We start from the raw sequence: 21409 nt of genomic DNA, 5'->3' as shown, positions 1-21409 counted from the left end.
GCGGCAGCGCCGCGTGGTGCACGGCCAGGATCGTCTTGACCGCCCCGGCGATGCCCGCCGCGGACAGCAGGTGCCCGATATTGGTTTTCACGCTGCCGACCGCGCACGGCTCCGGGCCGCGCGACCGGTCGCCCAGCACGGTCGCCAACCCCTTCAGTTCGATGGGGTCGCCGATCATGGTGCCGGTGCCGTGCGCCTCCAGATACGACAGCGCGTCCGGGGACATGCCCGCCACTTCGAGCGCCGCGGTGACCACCTCGATCTGTGCCCGCATGTTGGGTGTGGTGATGCCCATCGTGTGCCCGTCGTTGCCGATCGCCGAGCCGCGCAGCACCGCGTAGACCCGATCGCCGTCGGCGAGCGCGTCGTCCAGCCGCTTGAGCATCAGCAGCGCCGCGCCCTCGCCCGGCACGAAACCGTCGGCGTCCTCGGAGAACGTCGCGCACCGCCCGTTCGGCGAGAGCACACCCGCCGCCGACAACGTGACGAACAGCATCTCGTCGAGCAGCACTTCGACCCCACCGGCCAGCGCCGCGTCGACCTCGCCCGCCCGCAACGCCTGGCAGGCCAGATGCACCGACAGCAACGACGACGAGCACGCGCTGTCGAGCACGACATTGCCCGCGTGCCAGTCGAAGAAGTCCGAGATGCGCGCGGCGATGAAGTTCTGCCCGATGCCGATGATGGTGTGCCGGTCGGCGACCGGGATGCGGTTGAAGTAATTCGCCGCCCTGCTGCCGGCGTAGACGCCGACTCGCTTGCCCGCCAACTCTTCGCGCCGGTATCCGGCGTCGGTGGTGGCCAGCACCGACGTCTCGAGCAGCAGCCGCTGCAACGGGTCCATCTGCCAAGCGAGCTCGTCGGTGACCCCGAAATACTGCGGATCGAACAGATCGACACCGTCGACGAACCCGCCCCATTTGCTGTTGGTCAGACCGGGCCCGCCGCCCGGGCGGTAGAACCGGGCGGGATCCCAGCGAGTCGGGTCCACCTCCCGGATGCCGGAGGCGCCCGTGGCGAGCAGGCGCCAGAACGCGTCCGGAGTGTCGCCGCCCGGAAGGCGGCAACCGATGCCGACCACGGCGATGGGCTCGGCTGCCCGGCCACTGCGGGCGTCGGCCGCCCAGGTGGCCGCACTGGGACGGTATGTCCCGCTGTCGGGTGTGCGTTGATGATCAGCCGGTGGCCGCTGCGGATCGGCCGGTGGATCCGGCGGCGCTTCGGGCGCGAAACGTTCCGGGAACTGCTCGGTCAACAGACCCGCCAAGTCGTCCAGGGTCGGGAACTCCAGTACCAGCGCCGGGTCGAAGGGCGCGTCGACGACCTGCTCGATCCGGCGCACCGCCGAGGCGATCAACACCGAATCCGCGCCGTACTCCTCGAACCGTTTGTCGCCCTCGAAGCGGCTGGGGGCCAATTTCAGTTCGTCGGAGAAGATGCGCAGCAATTCCTGATACGCCGCCGCGGAGCCGTTCGCCGCCGTGGGCCGCGCGGTCGGCACGGGCGCCACCTCTGCTGCAGGTCGATTCGTCCGTGTCGAAAGATGAAGTGCCGCACCGTGATAGGGCAAGACTACCGGGGCGGGTAGACCCAGTGCCGCGTCGAGTAGCTCGAATCCTTCCTCGGCGCTGAGGGTGGGCAGGCCGGTGGCGCGGTAGGCCGCGCTGGTCACCTCACCGAACCCGGTGTCACGGAACGACGGCCAATTGATCGACCGGAACCAGTGTCGTCCCAGGGCGTGCTGGGCCTCGGCGAAGCGGTCGAGGTGCGCGTTGGCCATCGCGTAGTCCGACAGGCCCACCGACAAGCCGGGCAGCACGGCCGACACCGAGGAGAACAAGACGAAGAAGTCGAGACGGTCGGCGGCCAAGACGTCGGCGAGGACCGCGGTGCCCCCCAATTTGGGCGCGAGCACGGTCGCGACGGCGTCGCCTGTCTTGCGCACGAACGCCGGGCTCTCCGCGGATACGCTTCCCGCGCAGTGCAGCACGCCGCCGATCGGGCCCAGCTCGTTGCGCACTCGGTCGAAGAAGCCGGACAAGCCCGCCTCGTCGGTGAGGCTGCCGAAGTAGGTGCGCACGGCGACGCCGCGGTCACGCAACTGCACCAGCCGCCGAACCTTCTCCGCCTCGGGGCCGGTTCCGGCAGCGACCCGGTCCCATTCCGTCTGCGGCGGTAGCGGTTCCCGGCCGAGGACGGCCAAGCGGCGCGCTCCGCGTTCGGCCAACGCCGCCGCGAACGCCGCACCCAGTCCGCGCGTGCCGCCGGTCACCACATAGGTGCGGGCGGGATCCACCACCAGACCGTCGCGGGCTGTCGCGTCGGTGAGTTCGACGGCTTCGCGTATTCCACCGCGATACCGCACCCGCGGCGCGCTGTCCTCGGTGGCCGCGCTCTCCGCGCCCAGTATCGCCAGCAATCGCGCGGGATCGGCGCACACCGCGTCGCGCTCGTCACCTATATGGACGCTCCGTGTGCGCACGTCGCGGATCTCCTCGGCGAGCGCGGCGACCAGGCCGCCCAGCGGCGCGGACTCCGGGCCGTCCGCGCCGGGGTGTCCGGCGGCGATGTGCAGCAGCGCGAGCGAACCGGCGCGCGCCTCGATCACGCCTTGGTAGAACCCCATTCGGCCGAGGTCGCCGGTGGGTCGTCCGGTCGCCGCGGGGACGAGATCGCACACATCGAGGACGCAGTCGGTGTCGGGATAACGGGCCGCGAGCGCCCGGCCGAGCGCAGCGCCCGCGTCGAAGTCGTCGCGGTGCAGGTCGCCCGGTAGTTCGGAGAGCCGCACCAGGCGGCCCGGATCACCGGTAGCGGCGGTCAGCGCCTCCAGCAGGTGGTGCGGGGTTCGCGCGTCGTATACCAGCAGGGCGCGGCGGGAACGCAGGTCACCGCTGGGCAGCGCGGCTTCTCGCCAGACCGGGACCAGCAACCGTTGCGCTGCTGCCCGGCGGGTCGGCGCGGACTCCCGCATCCCGGCCTCCGTCTCGAATCCGCCCGTCGAAAGCTCCGACAACGGCTCGAGTGCGAGCCATTGCGCTGATACGGGTTGCGGTGCTCCCGCTTGGAGCGTGGCCTGCCCATTCAGCGCGGGTTGCGCGACCGGAACAGGTCCCGAAGTCGGCGTGGGCTGCGGCAGCGAGGTGTTGTCCGGCGTGAATGTGGACTGGTCACTGTGCCCGGCACCCGGTTCCACGCTGGACGCGACGTCCGGAATCCAGTACCGCTCTCGGGCGAACGGGTACGTGGGCGCGGGAATCCGGCGTCGCGGTCCCGGATCACGGACGGTGGCCCAATCGAGGTCCTTACCGCCGAGCCAACGCGCGATCCGGGAATCTTCCGCCGCGTCCCGGCAGGATCTAGCGCCCGGCACGTCCTCGACCCAGGCGCGGACCGCGGCGCGCAACTGGCCGATGTCGCGCGCGACGAACGCGGCGCGCGCGCTGCCCGCCTGCCGACCCACCTGCATGGTGAAGGCCAGATCGGCGAGGTTCGGCTGCTGCCCGGAGAGGAAACGATCCAGCGCGGTGACGTACTCCGTGAGCCGCTCGCCGTCGCGCGCGGAGACCGGGACGACCTGACCGCCGCTGAACCGCGTCTGCGGCCTGCGATCCACGTACTCCTCGATCACCACGTTCGCGTTGGCCCCGCCTGCCCCGAACGAACTCACCGTCGCCCGGCGCGGCCGCGCCGGATCTCCGCCGGGCCATGGCAGCGGGCGGGACGGGATTCGGAACGGTGTGGCCGCGAAGTCGATGTTCGGGTTGGGCGGCGTGGCGTGCAGCGACGGCACGATGGTCCGGTGGCGCAACTGTAGGAGCACCTTCGTCAGCGCCGCGACACCGGCCGCGGCCTCGAGGTGGCCGACATTGGACTTCACCGAACCGATCGGCAGCTCGGCCACGCCGGACGTGCCGAACACCTTTGCCAGACCGGCGATTTCGATCGGATCGCCCAGCGCGGTGCCGGTGCCGTGCGCTTCGACGTAGGAGACCGACGCCGGGTCCACGCCACCGGTGCGCAGCGCCGAGCGGATCACCGCCGCCTGCACATCGGGATTGGGCACCGTGAACCCGTTGACCCGGCCGCCGTGGTTGATCGCGGTGCCCTTGATGACGCCGTAGATGGTGTCGCCGTCGGCTTCGGCGTCGGCCAGCGGCCGCAGCACCAGCGCCCCCACACCCTCACTGGCCACATACCCGTCGCCCCCTGCGCCGAAGGAACGGCAGCGGCCGTCGGTGGAGGCGAACTGCCCCTGGCTGAGCGCGACGAATTTGTACGGGTGCAGTGACAGATTGACGCCGCCGACCAGCGCCAGCCTGCATTCGCCGGCCCGGATGCTCTGGCAGGCCAGGTGCAGTGCGGTGAGCGAGGACGAGCACGCCGTGTCCACCGCCATGCTCGGCCCTTGGAAGTCCAGGGCGTGCGAGACACGGTTCGGGATGCTCCAGAACGTCGACCCGGGCAGCGTGCCGCGCCCGAGCCGGGACTCCTCGGCCCCGAACATCTGATAGGTGCCCCACATGACACCGACGAACACACCGGCCTGCTCCGGACGCAGGCCGCCACGGGCCAGGTCGGCCCGGGAGTGTCCGGCGTCTTCCAATGCGGCCCAGGCGGTTTGCAGGAACAGGCGCTCCTGCGGGTCCAGGATCTCCGCCTCGCGCGGGGAGATGGCGAAGAACAGCGGATCGAAGCAGTCGACGTCGTCGAGGAACCCGCCCCACTTGGTGTACGCGGTGAAAGGGTTGTGGCGGTCGGGGACGAAATAGCGGCTGTGATCCCACCGCTGCCGCGGGATCTCGGTGACGCAGTCGCGTCCCTCGACCAGCACCCGCCAATACTCGTCGAGCCCGTCCGCGCCCGGGTAGCGTCCGCTCACGCCCACGATCGCGATGTCCCCCACCGCGTCGATGTGGCGATCGGTGTTCGAGATGGCGGCCGCGGTCGGTGTCTCGCGCGATGCGAACGACTCGGCCGACGCATGTCGAACCTCCTGCCGACCGACGCTGGGCGCGGACGACCCGAACGGGTCTGCCGATGCGTGCGCGGTCACGGGCCGCCGGTCGCGCGAAGCCGAGCGGTCGGCAGCGGCCGCGTCGTTTGTGCCGGTCTGGTGAGTGCGTGGGGCGGTATCCGTTGCCCGCGGCGGCACGGTCGCGACGCCGTTCGACATCGGCACGGTGCCGCCCACGGCCATTTCCACGTTCAGCCGGGGAGCGGGCGTCCGCGCCGCCGTCCGATCGGAGGAATCGCCATTGCTGTCGATCGGCGGCGGCGCGGACGGCGCTTGCGCGGAGGTCAGCCGCACCAGCAGGCCGACCACCGCGCGCGGGGTGGGGTACTCGAAAGCGAGGGTGGCGGGCAGGCGGTGACCGCTGGAGCGCGACAGTTCGTCGCGGATCTCGAGCGCCGCGACCGAGTCCAGCCCGAGTTCGTGCAGCGGCCGATCGAGATCATCGCCGGGCGCCAACCCGAGGCAGCGGCGCACCAGCGCCTCCGTGCGCGCGGACAGGTCGGCGGCCGAATCTGTCGGCGTGGACGCATTTTCGATCGGCGCGACGAAGTCCAGCAGCACGTCCGGCACGTCGGCGGCGGTCATACCCGACATCGTCAACGGCATAGTGGTGACCGCCGGAGCCGCGGAACCGATCAGTTCGGCGAGCGTGTCGAAAGCCCGGTCGGGCCGCAGCAGGCCGTAACCACGGCGGGCCAGCCGTTGCACCGCGCCGCTGCTGAGCCGCTCGACCATTCCCGTGTCCGCCCACGGGCCCCACGCGATCGACAGCGCGGGCGTGCTCGACGCGTCGCGCGACTCGGCCACGCCGTCGAGGAAGGCGTTCGCGGCGGCGTAGCCGGCCTGACCGGGCAGTCCGACCACTGCCGCGGCCGAGGAGAACAGCAAGAAGAATCGCAAGGACCGGCTCTCGGTCAGCTCGTGCAGATGCCAAGCCCCGAACGTCTTCGGCGCGAGCACCCGCCCGACCCGTGCGGCCGTCTGCTCCGCGATCACGCCGTCGTCGAGCACCCCGGCCAGGTGCACCACGCCCGCCAGCGGCGGCAGCTCACGGTCGATCCACGTCAGCGTGGCCGCCACGGCCGTACGGTCGGCGACGTCGAGCGACCGCACCTCGATCCGAGCGCCACGCTCCCGCAATTCGGCGATGGCGGACTCCGCTCGAGCATCGGGCGCGGATCTCCCGGCGAGAACCAGGTCCGGCCAACCGCGATCGACGAACCAGCGCGCCAGCCGCAGACCGACACCACCCAGGCCACCGGTGATCAGCACCGTCCCACCCGCGCCGGAGGCGACCGTCGGCGCGCTGGGCACTGTCAACGGCACGAGCCGAGGCACCCGACGACGCCCCTGACGCAGCGCGAGCTGCCGCGGCGACGAGGGTGTCAAGAACGTGTCGACCACGGAGCGAACGTCGGCGTCCTTATCGAGATCGATTACATGACAGCCCATTTCGCGGTGTTCGAGCTGCGCGCTGCGGGCGAATCCCCACAGCGCCGACTGCTGCGGCGCCACCCGATCGGAAGGCTCGACTCGCTGACCGTGACGGGTGAGCAGCCACACCGCCGGTTCTCCGGCCAGCGCCGCGGCCTGCACGAGATGCAGCGCGCCCACCACCAGACGTTCCGCGGCCACCGGTGCGGGCGCGTCCTCGTCGGGCAGCGCGACCGCGGAGACGATCCCGCGCATCGGTGCGCGACCGTCAGCCACCGCGCCGAGCAACGCCCGCACGGCCGCGGGCACGCCGAGGTCGATCTCGAACTCGTCTTCCCCGCGGAACCTGAACCCGTCACCGGGCCTGGCGACTACACACTCCCCGCCACGTGCCCGCACCTCGTCCGCGACGTCGTCGGCGAAGCTTCCGGGCGCACCGATGACGAGCCAGCGCCCGGCCGCGGAGGCCGGTGCCGCCGGGCCGGTCTCCCGCCAGTCGATCCGGTAGGTGTCCGCGACCGACCGATCGGGGAACGCCGGGGCGGACGACTGCCCGGCCGAATTCGGCGTGGGCATCACTCGCAATCCGTTCGCGACCAGCACCGCAGAGCCCTCCTCATCGAGCAGTCGAACATCGGCGACACACAGCTGCGGCGTCTGCTCGAGGACGCGCACATGGCCGAATCGAACGGTGCCCGCCGCGGCGGAGACGAGTACCTGGTCCACCGCGAACGGCACCCACGTCTGCTCGTCGGCCCGCGGCGACATCGCCGCGTAGGTGGCTTGGAACGCCGCGTCCAGCAGAACCGGGTGCACCGCCCCAGGGCCGGTATCGGTCTCGAAATCCGACAACGTGGCCAAGGCTTCGCGCCGACCCAGGCGCAGGCCGACGACACGGCGGAACGCCGGTCCGTAAGGCAGGCCCGCGCGGGTCAGCCGTTGGTAGAACTCCGCTGCGGCCAGGTGTTCCGGGCAGGCGCCGAGAATCTCCCCGAGAGAGGCACCATCCGGGATCCGGTGCGTTCCGGTGCGGACATGGGCGCGGGCGTGTGTGCCTGAGCTTTCCGTCCGCACGTGCACCGCGAATCCGTCGGCGGCCGGGTCGAAGACGATTCGTACCTGCTGCGGGCCGGTCAGCGCGAGTCCGCTGGTGATCACGAGGTCCTCGATCGCGACGACGTCACCGGCGACGAGTCCGCGCGCGACGTCGGCGATGGTGGCGACGAACCAGGCGCCCGGCACGACGACAGTCCGATCCACGACATGGTCGGCCAGATATGACGGAGAATCCGGCCCGAGCGTCAGATCGAAATTCGTCGCGGTGCTGCTCGATATCGAATGATCTGCCTGCCGGGCCGCAGCCGCGGCGATCTCTTGCCGCGTCCGAAGACCCGCATAAGGGACGGCATCCACCTCGGCCGACGGAGGCGCGGCCCCGAGGCGCGTCAGAGGATTCGGCTCGGCTGCGATGCCCGATCCTGGGACCGTCTCGTAACCGCGAGTTGGATGGGTCGTGACGCTGCGATCCGATAGCTCGGCATGCAGATGCATCGAAACCTTAGAGTGTCCTGCGCCGGCGGCCTCAGAGTGCGGAAGGACTGCGTCGACCGGACGCGTCGAGTAGCCCACGGCGGGTGTCGGTGCGGTTCCGGGCTCCTCCGAGACGCTGCCCGACCGCGTGGAGATAAGCGTGTGCCCGTCGCCAGCGCTGCTCGGTGCCGCCCCAGCGGCGTAGGACCGGGATTCGACCCAATAGCGCTGCCGCTGGAAAGGATACGTCGGGGCGAACACGCGCCGACGATCGTGCGGACGGTGCACCTGCTCCCAGTCCACCGCCACGCCCCCGACATACAGGCGTCCCAGCGCCGTCATCATCGTCTCGCGATCACCACGGCCGCGACGCAGCGACGCGACGAACCGCGCCGAGTCACCCAGCACGCGCCCGCCGAGCGCGGACAACGTCGGATGCGGCCCGATTTCGAGGAACTCGTCGATCCCCAGCTCGGCCAGCGCACGCAAGCCCTGTGCGAACCGGACCGGCTGACGCGCATGCCGCGCCCAGTACCGCGGGTCGAGTTCGCCCGGGCGCAGCACCGCACCGGTGAGGTTGGAGATCAGCGGAATCACGGGATCGGACATCCTCGCCCGGGACGCCGCCGCGGCGAGGTCGTCGAGAATCGGGTCCATCGCCGCGGAGTGGAAGGCGTGCGAGACGGTGAGATCGGCGGACCGTATACCGTCGGCCGACAACTGCTCGCGCAGCGGATCGAGTGCGGCTCGCGGTCCGGCGACCACCACCTGAGCCGGTCCGTTGTATCCCGCGATCGACACCGCGGGCGCATACCGTGCGACGAGCGGCGAGATCTGCTCGGCGGGGGCGTCGACGGCCACCATCGCGCCTCCGTCCGGCAGGCGCTGCATCAGGCGACCGCGCACGGCCACGAGCCGCAGGGCGTCCTCCACGCTCATCGCCCCGGCGGCGCAGGCCGCGACGTATTCCCCGACGCTGTGCCCGAGCACCGCCGCCGGGGCGATCCCCCACGACCGCCACAGCTCCCACAGCGCCCACTCGACCGCGAACAACACCGGCTGCGTGAACACCGTGCGACGCAACAGCTCCGGACCGTGATCGCCGTAGAGGGCCTCGATCAGTCCGATACCGTCCGCGATCGGCCCCAGCGCCGCGTCACAGTGCCGCAGCGCGTCACGGAAGACCGGTTCGGAGTCGAACAACTCGCGTGCCATGCCCGGGTACTGCGATCCCTGCCCGGTGAACAGCAGCGCCACCTTCGTGCGCGCGGTTCGCTCCACCCGGCCACGGATCGGAATCGGCCCACGCAGCTCTCGTGCCGCGCCGGCGCTGGTGTCGGCGACCACCGCGAGCCGTTCTTCGAAGTGTGTCCGCGCGGTCGCGGCGGTGTAGGCCAGATCGCCGAGTGCCGCCTGCGCCGAGTCGATTCGGTCTGCCCAGAGCCGCGCGCTGTCGGCGAGGGCGGTCTCGTCGCGCGCGGAGAGGACGAGTACCTGCGCGGTCGGCGATTCCGGTCGCGGCGCGGGTACCGGATCACCCTGCGCCAGGATGACGTGCGCATTGGTGCCGCTCATCCCGAAAGAGCTGACGCCGATCGCCGGTTCGTGCCCGGTGCGCGGCCAATCCCGCGCCTCGCGCACCACTTCCAACGGCAGCCCGGCCCAGTCGATCAGCGGGTTCGGAGTGTGGAAGTGCAAGCTCGGCGGGATCCGGCGGTGCTGCAACATGAGCACGGCTTTGATGACGCCCGCGACACCTGCCGCCGCCTCGGTGTGCCCGATATTGGTTTTCACCGACCCGATGAGCAGAGGCTGCGTGCGGCCCGATCCGTACACCTCGGCCAGCGCGGTGGCCTCGATCGGATCGCCGATCGGGGTGCCGGTGCCGTGTGCCTCGACGTAGTCCACCGTGTCCGGCCGCAGGCCCGCCCGTTCCAGCGCGTCGGTGATGACGCGCTGCTGGGCCGGGCCGTTGGGTGCGGTGAGACCGTTGGACCGTCCATCGTGATTCACCGCGACGCCGCGCACGATCGCCAGCACCCGATCGCCGTTGCGCCGGGCCTGCGACAGCCGGGTCAGCACCAGCACGCCGCAGCCGTCGGCGCGGACGTAGCCGTCGGCGTCGGCGTCGAACGCTCGCGAGCGTCCATCGGGCGACAGCGAGGACAGGCGGCAGAAACCGATGGTGGTCTCCGGAGCCAGCTGGAGGTTCACCCCGCCCACCAGTGCCAGATCGCAACGGCCCGCTCGCAGCCCGTCTTCCGCCGCTTGCAGCGCCACCAGCGAGGAGGAGCATGCCGTGTCCAGCGTCATCGCCGGGCCCTGCAGCCCGAGAACGTAGGCCAAGCGTCCGGCCGCGACGCTCGGCGCCGAACCGATTACCGAGTAGGCGCCGATCGCGGTCGGATGGTCGGCTCGGGTCGGCGTGGCCGGATATTCGCTGAAGCACAGTCCGACGAACACGCCGGTGCGGCTGCCCGCCAACGCGCCGGGTGCGCGGCCCGAGCGCTCCAGCGCCTCCCACGTGGTTTCGAGCAGCAGGCGTTGCTGCGGGTCCATCGCGCGTGCCTCCGCCGCGCCGATACCGAAGAACGCGGGGTCGAACTCGGCGGCGTCGTCGACGAAACCGCCCCAGCGGGTGTACATCGTGCCCAGAGACGCCGGGTCCGGGTCGTAGTAGGCGTCGATGTCCCAGCGCTGCGGCGGCACCTCGGTGATCGCGTCGCGTCCGTGCCACAGCAGGTCCCAGAAGTCCTCCGGTGTGCGCACCCCGCCGGGGAAACGACAGCTCATGCCGACGATGACGATCGGGTCGTCGTCGGTCCGGTCGGTCTCGAAGTCGATGCCCGGCGAAACATCCTGTCTTGCAAGCCGTCCTGGTGGAGTCGCGATCGGGTACCGCGGCGTGGGTGCGACCGGGTTCACCTCGTCAGCGACCGGGGGCACATCAGCCGCGACCAAGGGCGCGTCAGCGGGCACCGGGGACACGTCGGCCGCGACAGCGGACACGTCCGCCGCAGGCAAGAGCACGTCAGCCGCGACCAGAGGCACGTCGGCGACGACCGGGGGCACCTCAGCCCCGGCGGGGGACAAATCGTCAGCCCCGGCCAGAGGCAAATCGGCCGCGTACGAGGGCACATCAGCGGCGATCACGTTCGCGCCGCCGGCGGGAGCGGCTGCGCCTCCGCTGGGAGCGGCTGCGCCCTTGCGGTGCAGGAACCGCGCCATCTCACGCACAGTCGGATAGTCGAAGACGAGCCCGGCAGGCAGCGGCATTCCGACCTCGACGGCGAGCGCGGCCCGCAGTTCCATTCCGGTCAGGGAGTCGACGCCCGTGTCGTGCAGTGGCAGATCAGGATCGAGTTCGCCCGCGCGATCGAGTACCCGCATCGCGACGCGCTGGACGAGCGCCTCCCACGGTGCGAGATCGTCGGACGCCGACTGCGTTCGCGGTACCCCGGTGGTCTCCCGTGGAATCGTCGGCGGTACGGCCGGCGCGATCTGCGGCATGCGCTGCGCATACCACCGCTCCGGCACGAATTCGAAGACGCCAGGGGCAGCACTGTCGTGCCGGACGAGGTGCTCCAGCGCCGCGGCCGCGTCGCCCGCGGACAGCGGAGGCAGCCCGCGCCGCACGAGACGTGCGGTGACGTCGGGCCGATCGGCGGCCATGCCCACGTCGGCGAACGGCCCCCATCCGATGCTCAGCGCGGGCAGTCCCTCGGCACGCCGCCGCCAGGCCAGCGCATCCAATGCCGCGTTGGCCGCGGCGTAATTCGCCTGGCCAGGGGTGCCGAGTACGCCCGCGACGGAGGAGTAGGTGATGAAGAGTTCGATCGGTTGATCGCGGGTGAGCTCATCGAGGTGGCGCGCCGCATGGTATTTGGGTCCGAGCACGGTCTCGAACCGCGACCAGGTCTGCTCGCTGATCACGCCGTCGTCGAGCACTCCCGCGCAGTGGACCACGCCGCGCAGTGGCGGGAATCCGGATTCCGAAATGCTTTGCAGCAGTTCCGCGACGGCCGCGCGGTCGCCGACATCCGCCTGCCGCGCCGTCACTCGAGCGCCGGTGCCGCGCAGCGATTCCAGCAGCCGTTCCCCTGCGGGATCCGGCGCGCGTCTGCCTACCAGCACCAAATGCCGTGCTCCGCGGTCGGCCAGCCAGTGCGCAGCCTCGGCGCCGAGGCCGCCGAACCCTCCCGTCACAAGATAGGTGCCATCGGGCAACCGGTCGCCGCCCGCGGCGACCGGGACGTCTTTGCCGAGCAGGACGACGCGACCGGGATGATCTCGTTGCGACATGGCGCGGAACGCCTCGGCGGCACGATCGATGCCGTAGGCAGCGTGCGGCAGCGTGGTCAAAGCGCGCTGCTCGAACAGTGCCAGCACACTGCGCAAGGCAGCGCCCAGTCGCCGCGGGTCGACAGCGACCGGATCGAAGGTCCGGTGGTCGACATCCGCATGCCGATGCACCGTTCCGGTCTGCACCGGGTCGACGATCTCGACGAATCGGCCTCCCGCATGCAGTACTTCGGATGCGTGTGCGGCGAAGCCGTCCCCCGAGGTGTGCACGACGACGTCCAGTCCGTGCCCGGCGGTCGCCGCCCGAACCCGTTCGCCCAACTCGTGGCTGCGCCAGGTATGGATCTGTGTGACCGGCAGACCCGTGTTCCGCGCCCAGCGACACAGCGCGGCGGTCGCGCACACCTGCGCTCCGGCGTGCACGGCGAGCTGCACCGCGGCCATGCCGATGCCATCGGCGGGGCCGTGGACGAGCACCCGGTCCCCGGCGCGCAGACCGCCGAGGTCGAACAGCGCGTGCCAGGCGGTGGTGAAGGCGTAGGGCACGGTCGCGCCGTCGGCGAAGGGCAGGTCGTCCGGCAGCCGGGCCACCATGGCCTGGTCCACCGTCACGTGGCGGGCGAAACTGTCGGCCGCCAAGGCGACGACGCGGTCACCGACCGCGAATTGCTCGACCCCGGCACCAATCGCGGTGATCCGGCCCGCGCACTCGGAACCCAGCGGTCCCGCCCCATCCGGATGGATGCCCGAGGCCACCCAGAGGTCGTGGGCGTTGAGGCCGGTGGCGGCGACGACGATTTCGACTTCCCCTGCTGCCGGTGCGCGTCGGATACCGGGCTCCAACCGCATCCGTTCGAACTCGCCGGAACGGTGCGCGACCAACCGGTAGTCGGTGGACGCGAGGCCTTCGGCGACGCGCGCGGTCAGCCAACGGCCGTCGCGGAGGGCGAATTCGCCTGCGGCGCGGCCGCTGAGCAAACCATCGACGATCGGGGCGCTGTCCACGATGGTTTCCGCGGGCAGGTCCAGCAATCGGCATCCGAACTCGGGGTGCTCGGTGGCCAGCGTGCGTCCGAAACCCCACAGCAAAGCTTGATCAGGGTCCGGCAGGTCGGCCGGGGTGACGCGCTGAGCGTTCACGGTCAGCAACCAGAGCGCGGCAGGCCGGTGTGCTGCCGAGTCCAGAGCGCGCGTCAACCGCAGGGCGGCTTCGATGCGAACCTGGGCAGGAGCCGCCGCCCACGCGAAGGCTATGCCTTGAAACGAATTCGCGGCCTCGGAAGACAGGATCTCGTCGGCTGCGTGCCCGTCCTCGGGGCGAATCATCACGATTTCAGCGCCCCGCGCGCTCAATCCGGCGGCGACAGCGTCCCCGACCGCTCCGTCACCGAAGATCAGCCATCGACCCGCAGGTTCCTCGCGCACGCCACCCTCGACAGGAGCCCATTCCACGTGATGCAGCAGACGTGCGAGTCTTGTCGAGTCCGACTCCGCGGCAAACGATTTCGGCAAGGTATCGAACATCGCGGCCAGCAGGCTCACACCCTGAACGCTGGCGAGCGGCCGGCCGGACTCCGAGTACAGGGTGGCGTCACCGACGATGATCCGCCTCCCTCGTTCGGTCACCCGCACCCGGCACCGCACGGTCGCATCCCCGGCCGTCGGGTTGCCGAAGAATCGGACACGATCGATCTCCGACGGCAAGAACAACTCCTCGCCCCCGGTAGCTGTCACCACGATGCTGTGCAGACAGGCATCGAGCAGGATCGGATCGAGCGCCGTGCCGTCACCGGGCAACCGGAACGCTGTCTCGGCCTCGGTTTCGCTGATCCGCCGGAACTCCAGGGCACAGCGGTAGGCAGGACCCAGGTCAAGGCCCAGCCGGGCGAGGGTGTCGTAGTAAGTGGGCCAGATGCGCGCATCGGAATGAGCGGAGTCTGCCGCATACGGTTTCACCGGCTCAGGCTGCGCCGCAGTGAGTGTCGCTTGCGCATAACCGGCTCGGGCGTCGTCGGAGCCGAGGAAGCGCACATCATGGCCGTCCGGGCCGGGTTCGACCACGACCCGCACCACTGCTTCGGCGGTGACCTCCAACGGCGTGATCAGCCGCAGCTTCCTGACTTCCCATGCCCCGGGCAGTCGAGTGGCGATCTCGTTCAGCTGAACGCTCAGCCACGCCGCGGGCACTGTCGGCAGACCACGCAGCCGATGTCCTGCGAACATCTCCGGGGTGAGCCGCAGGGCGCGTGACGAACTCGAGTCGTCCCGGCGCGGCGTCAGCTCGAGCCAATGCCGTTTGCGCTGGAACGGGTAGGTCGGTACATCGACATGTCGCCAATGACGACCGGAATAGACGGCACCCCAATCGATCTCGGCGCCATCGACATACCGTCGAGCCAGTTCGAGCGACCCGCTCGACACTTCAGCGACGGACCCGCTCACTGTGACCCCGGAGGCGACGTTCTCGAGCGCGGCACGCAGCTGCGCGGCAGTGTCGAAACCGATCGCCACGCGCTCACCGAAGTGTGTTCGGCCCAGCGCGGCGCGCGCACACAGATCCACCAATGCGATCTCAGGGTGGGCGACGAGCAGATCCCGGTAGCGAGCCGCCAGTTCGCGCAGGGCATCGGCGCTTTTCGCCGACAGGACCAGCAAATGAGGCCCGGCGTCCTTTGGGGCATCGGCCTCCGAGACCTGTGGCGGTTCTTCGATCACCACGTGCGCGTTCGTCCCGCTGATCCCGAAGGCGCTCACCCCCGCCCGCCGGGGCCGTCGAGAACGCCGCCACGGTCGCTCTTCGGCGACCACCCGGACAGCGACCGAATCCCAGTCGATATGCGGATTGCCCGAACGGAAATGCAGCGAGGCGGGAATGCGCTCGTGGCGCATCGACTCGATCACCTTGATGATGTTCGCGATGCCCGCCGCCGCCTGGGTGTGCCCGAGATTCGACTTCACCGACCCGATCCACAGCGGCGTGGTTTCCGTGCGACCCTCCCCTAGGGCTGCGGCCAGGGCGTTCACTTCGATCGGATCACCGAGTGCCGTGCCGGTGCCGTGTGTCTCGACGTAATCGATGTCCCCCGCCTCGACGGCCGCGTCCGCCAGCGCCGCGCGGATGACCCGTTCCTGCGCCGGACCGTTGGGTGCGCTCAATCCCTGGCTGCGGCCGTCGGAATTGACCGCGGAGCCGCGCACCAGCCCCAGCACCCGATCGCCGTCCCGCCGCGCGTCCGCCAGCCGCTTGAGCACCAGCATTCCCGCGCCGTCACTCCAGACGACGCCGTCGGCGCGTGCGTCGAAGCTCTTGCACCGGCCATCGGCGGCCAGGCCGCGCGCCCGCGCGAAGTAGATGTCGAGCGAAGGCGTCAGCACCACGGTGGCGCCGCCTGCCAGCGCCAGATCGCATTCGCCGCTGCGCAGACTGCGCACCGCGGTGTGGACGGTCACCAGCGACGAGGAGCACGCGGTATCGATGGTGAGGCTCGGCCCCTGCGCGCCGAGGAAATACGACAGCCGGCCGGAGGCGACGCTGGAGAGGTTTCCGGTGCCGAACCAGGCATCGGGCGCGAGGTCGGCCCGCGCCATCCGTTCGGCGTAGTCGTTGGACATCACACCGACGAAGACGCCGGTCCGGCTGCCCTCCAGACGGCTCGCCGGATAACCGGCGTGTTCGAGCGCCTCCCACGCCGTTTCGAGCAGCAGCCGCTGCTGCGGGTCCAGCATCCGCGCCTCGCCGACGGAGATGTCGAAGAATCCGGCATCGAAATCCTCGACACCGTCGACGAAACCGCCCCAGCGGGTGTAAGTCTTGCCGTCGGCATCCGGGTCCGGATCGAAGACGGCGTCCACGTCCCAGCGGTGCGCGGGTACCTCGGTCACCGCGTCGGTTTCGGTGGTCAGCAGGCGCCACAGATCGGCGGGCCCGCGCACGCCGCCGGGATAACGGCAGCCGACGCCGACGATCGCGATCGCGTCGGCGTAATCGTCCGGGGCAGGCTCGGCTTCGCGCGCTGTGAGCTGAGACACGTTCGGTGTACTAGGTGTAACCGGAAGTTTCGTTGGGTATACCGGGGCTGTGAGCTGCTCGGAGATGCGCGTGGTCGGTTGCTGTTCGGCCTGCTGCCCTGCCGTGCGGCCGGGGGCGGACGTGGCGCCGAGCCGGGCGATCTCCTCCGAAACCGCGGCGACCGTCGGATGATCGAACAGCAGCGTCGCCGGAAGTCGCATCCCCAGATCCGCGGACAGCGCGTTGCGCAGCTCGACCGCCATCATCGAATCGAGCCCGAGTTCTCGCAGCGGCGTGCGGTCGGAAACCGCTGTCGTGCGGCCGAGTGCCGTCATGGCGTGGGTGCGCACCAGTTCCCGCAGTTCCGCCGGATCGCGCGAATCCTGGGATTCGACCGCGGCGATCGGTTCCGGCTCCGCCGAAACCTCTGTGGCGGCGGGAAAGACCGACACGACTCCCTCCGCCGACAGCAGCCAACGCAGTGCTCGGACACCGTCTTCGGCGGCCAGTTCGCCGACACCGTGGCGTGCCCACGCGCGGCGGGCGGCGTCGCTCAGCCCTTCGGCCATGCCGATGCTCGCCCACGGCCCCCACGCGATGCTCAGGGCAGGCAGTCCTCGAGCCAGCCGCAGGCGGGCGAGGGCATCGAGATACGCGTTCGCCGCGGCGTAATTGCCCTGCCCGGCTGTGCCCACCACGGCGCTGACCGAGGAGAACAGCACGAACAGATCGAGCGGCTGTCCCGCGGTCAGCTCGTGCAGGTGCCACGCGCCCGCGACCTTTCCCGCGAACGCCCGGTCGATGTGCCCGGCGGTCTGCTCGAACAACAGGGCGTCGTCCAGAACTCCCGCACAGTGCACGACCCCGGCCAGCCTCGGCAACTCCACGCCGAAGCGGCTGATCAGGCGGGACAACGCATTCCGGTCTTCGACATCGACCACCGCGGTCTCGACTCGCGCCCCCGAAGCCGCGATCCGCGCCATCTCCCGCTCGTCTCGCGAGGTCGGGCCGCTGCGCCCGGCCAGCACGATCGTGCCCGCGCCGGCCTCGGCCAGCGTCCGCGCGGCAGTCAACCCCAGCGCGCCACGTCCGCCGGTGATCAGATACGCACCGCCACGCTTCACCTCGGGTGCCCCGCCCGGTCCGTCGGAAGGCTGCATCCGCATCGTGTAACGGTGACGCCCGCGCAGCGCGATCGCGGAATCCGTGGCGCCGGAGCGAATCTCGTCCACCAAGCGGTGGTCGTCGCAGCGCGCGTCCGCGGGCAGGTCGATCAGGCGGCACCGCAACTCGGGCAGTTCGGTGCGCGTCACCGCACCCAATCCCCACAGGGTCGCGGCGGCCGGACGCACGGGTTCCCCGGCGAGCGCTCCGGTCGCCCCCATTGTCACCAGGTACAACGGTGCGTCGGAAACCAGCCGAGCCATCCGTTGCACCACCGCGAGCGCGAATCGCGTTTCCACCCGCGCCGATTCGGCGCTGTCGTCCGCTTCGGCATCGGCGAGGTAGATCACCGCACGGTCGTCGCCGGGCCACACGTCCGGATCGGTCGTACGCTCCACGGATACCGCATCGGTACCCGCGGCGCGCAGCGCGGCGGCGAGCCGGTCCGCCTGCTGCCGGACGCCGACCACCAACGCGGCGGCGGGCGCCCGTCCGCTCGGCGACGCCACGACGCGCTCCCAGGTCGGACGGTGGGTGAAGCCGGACATGCTATCCCGATCCTGCGGCTGCCCGGCAGTGCCGGACTCGGCGAACCATACGTCTTCGATATCGCAGACCACCGCGCCGGCGGTATCGAAGACCGTCAGACGAACGGTGCGGCCGGTGCGCTCGGCCAGCGCCCACGCCGTTGCCCCCGCATCCTGGCCGGACAGACGCAGACCGCCGATACCCACCGGCAGACGCGCCGCGTCGCCATCTGCGGACACCAACGCAAGACCGGTCTGGATCGCGGCGTCGAGCAGACACGGCAGCCAGGCGTCCGGTTCGTCGGCGAGTTCCGCCGGGCGCGTCAGTTCGGCGAGCACGCGGCCCTCGCCGGACCACAATCGCGTGATCCAGCGGAATCGCGGGCCGAAAGTCAATCCGGCATCGGCACACCGGCGGTAGAAAGCCGCGACATTCTCTTCGGTGGACAGCGCGAGCCGAGCCGCGGACAGTTCGTCGGAATCGCGGGGTCGATTCGTGGCGGCTCGAACTGTCGCGGACACCGCGGTGACCGCGCCCTCGTCGACGTGGAACCGCACCTCGGCGCGATCGCCCGCATCGGACACCAGCGGCTCGGACAACTCCTCCAGCGGCACCGGTCGCGCGGCGACGAAGTCGATCAGCTCGCGGCCTGCGCCTCCGGCCGCACGCAATGCGCGCAACGCGAGCTCCGCCGCGGGCATCACCGCACGGTCGCGGAAGCGATGCTCGGCGAGATATCCCGTGCTCGGCGACGCGCTCTCGATCGGCACAAAGACCCGCTCTCGTTCGAAGGGGTAGGTGGGCAGGCCGTTGCGCCTGCGCGCGTCCAGCGGAACCACTGCGCTCCAGTCGATTTCAACGCCCAGGCGATACAGCTCGCCGAGCCCGGTCAACAGCACCTCGTCGTCGGTGGACGTCCGGCGCATGCTCGGCACCCACACAGCGGCGGGGTCGGTGTGCCGCCCGAATTCCGACAGCACCGGATGCGGTCCCACCTCGAGGTAGACATCCACGCCCGACTCGGCGGCCGAGCGCACACCCTCGGCGAAACGGACGGTGCCACGGGCATGCGCGCGCCAGTACGCCGCATCCATGAGGCCCTCGATCCGCGTGCCGGTCACGTTCGACACCAGCGGAATCGTCGCCGCGCGCGGGACGGGAACCAACTCGGCGACCCTGGCTTCGAAGTCGTCGAGCATCGGATCCAGCAGGGGCGAGTGGAACGCCGCCGTCCCGGGCAGCCGCACGGCACGGATCGACCGTTCCTCAGCAGCCCGCACAACCCGCTGCACCCCGTCCACCGATCCCGACACAACGAATTGCCCGGGGCTGTTGACCGCCGCGACCGACACACTCGCCGAGAGCTCGTCCAACAGTGTTTCGAACTCCGCGGGCGCGGCGAAGACCGCCGCCATCGCCCCTTGCTGCGCCACTGCCTGCATCAACCGGCCCCGTTCGGCAGCCAGACGCAAGCCGGTGGCGAGATCGAACACGCCCGCGACGGTCGCCGCGACCAGTTCACCGAGGCTGTGCCCCAACACGACATCGGGGCGAACGCCGAACGCCGACCACAGCTCGGCGCAGGCCCATTCGAGCGCGAACAAGGCCGGTTGCGCGTACTCGGTACGGGCCAGCACATCGTCGTCCGCCTCGAACAGCACCGACCGCAGACGCAGGCCGTCGCGAAGCGGTCCCAACAACTCGTCGCACCGGTCGAGCGCCGTGCGGAAAGCCGGGTACCTGCGGTCGAGCGCCGCGCCCATCCCGGCGTACTGTGCGCCCTGCCCGGTGAACAGCATCGCGACCCGCGGCTTGCCCGGATCCGGATCGATGGACCGATCTGACGGTGCCGCGAGATCGCGCGCCGCTTCCTCGGCTGTCCTGGCCACGACCGCTCGCCGGTACGCGAAATGCGTGCGTCCCAGCGCCGCGGTGGCGGCGACGTCGGCGAGCGGCATCTCCTGCCGGTCCAACTGCTCCGCATAGCGGTGGGCCAGCGCATGGAGGGCCGACCTGGTGCGCGCCGAAATGACCAACAGCGCAGGCTCATTCGGATCGGCACGCGCCAGGGGCTCGGGCGGCTGCTCCAGCACCACATGTGCGTTGGTGCCCGCGAATCCGAACGAACTCACCCCTGCCAATCGCGGCTGCCGCGTCTGCGGCCAGGCGACGTCATCGGTCGGCACCGCCAGCGCCGTGCCGTCGAGCCTGATCTTCGGATTCATTGTGGCGAAATCGTGCTGACGTGGAATTCGTTCGTGCTGCATCTGCAGCACCACCTTGATCAGCCCGGCGACGCCCGCGGCCGCCTCGAGGTGCCCGATCTGCGACTTCACCGAACCGAGCAGGCACACCGACCCATCCGCACGTGGCACGCCGACCACCTGCGATAACGCCTCGATCTCGATCGGATCGCCCAGCGGCGTGCCCGTGCCGTGCGTCTCGACGTAGCCGATCCGATCGGCGGCGCACCCGGCGTCGGTCAACGCGTCGCGCAGCAACTCGCGTTGTGCCGTCGGATTCGGTGCGGTCAGCCCCATGGAACGACCGTCGTGGTTCACGCTCGAGCCTCGGACGAGCGCCCTGATCTCGTCACCATCGGCGAGCGCTCGCGAAAGCGTTTTGAGCACAACGACACCCGCGCCCTCGCCACGCACATACCCGTTCGCGCGCGCGTCGAAGGGGCGACAGCGCCCATCCGGAGAGAGCGCGCCCATGCGGGCCAGCGCCTCCGAAGTCAGCTCGGATTGCAGCAGATTCACTCCGCCCGCCAACGCGACGTCGCACTCCCCAGCCCGCAGACTGCGACACGCCTGATGCACCGCCACCAGCGACGACGAGCACGCGGTGTCGATCGCCACTGCGGGACCACGCAATCCGAGCACGTAGGACACCCGCCCCGCCACGATGCTCGACATCGTCCCGGTGAGCGTGTGCGCGTCCACCGAACTCACCCAGTCCGGTGTGATCGTGCGCTGGTATTCCTGCCAGCTGACACCGAGGAACACCCCCGTGCGGGCCGCGGCCGGACCACCCGGCACCAGTGCGGCGTCTTCCATTGCCGCCCAAGCCACTTCGAGTGCCAGCCGCTGTTGCGGATCCATCGACGCCGCCTCGCGCGGCGCGATCCCGAAGAACTCCGCGTCCATCGCATCGATCGGACCTGCGAGCAGCCCGGCTCGCCGCCGCGCCCGTCGAGGCGCCGAATCCGTTATCACCCAACGGTTCTCCGGCGCCTCGACGATCGCGTCGCGGCCCGAGGACAGCAGTTCCCAGTACTGCTGCGGGGATTCCGCGCCGCCGGGAAAGCGACAGCCGATTCCCACGATGGCGATCGGCTCACGCTGCGGCCGCGCCTCCAACTCCTGAATCCGGCGGAGCGCCCGCGTCAGCAAGACCCGTAGGCCGTACCCATCATCCGACAT

1 protein-coding gene (cut by a window edge) is annotated in these 21409 nt (G+C 70.4%); it reads right to left on the bottom strand.

Features of this window, described 5'->3' with window-relative positions; genetic code table 11:
- Positions 1 to 21409 carry the 5' portion of an SDR family NAD(P)-dependent oxidoreductase gene (locus AB0L97_RS05890; protein ID WP_364425652.1) on the bottom strand. Its footprint begins 341 nt before the window's first position, so the window shows 21409 of its 21750 coding nt (coding positions 1-21409); its start codon is at positions 21407 to 21409; its stop codon lies beyond the left edge, outside the window.

It is taken from the genome of Nocardia sp. NPDC051911, from assembly GCF_040681035.1.
Classification (GTDB): domain Bacteria; phylum Actinomycetota; class Actinomycetes; order Mycobacteriales; family Mycobacteriaceae; genus Nocardia; species Nocardia sichangensis.
This window is presented reverse-complemented; position numbering and strand designations above follow the sequence as displayed.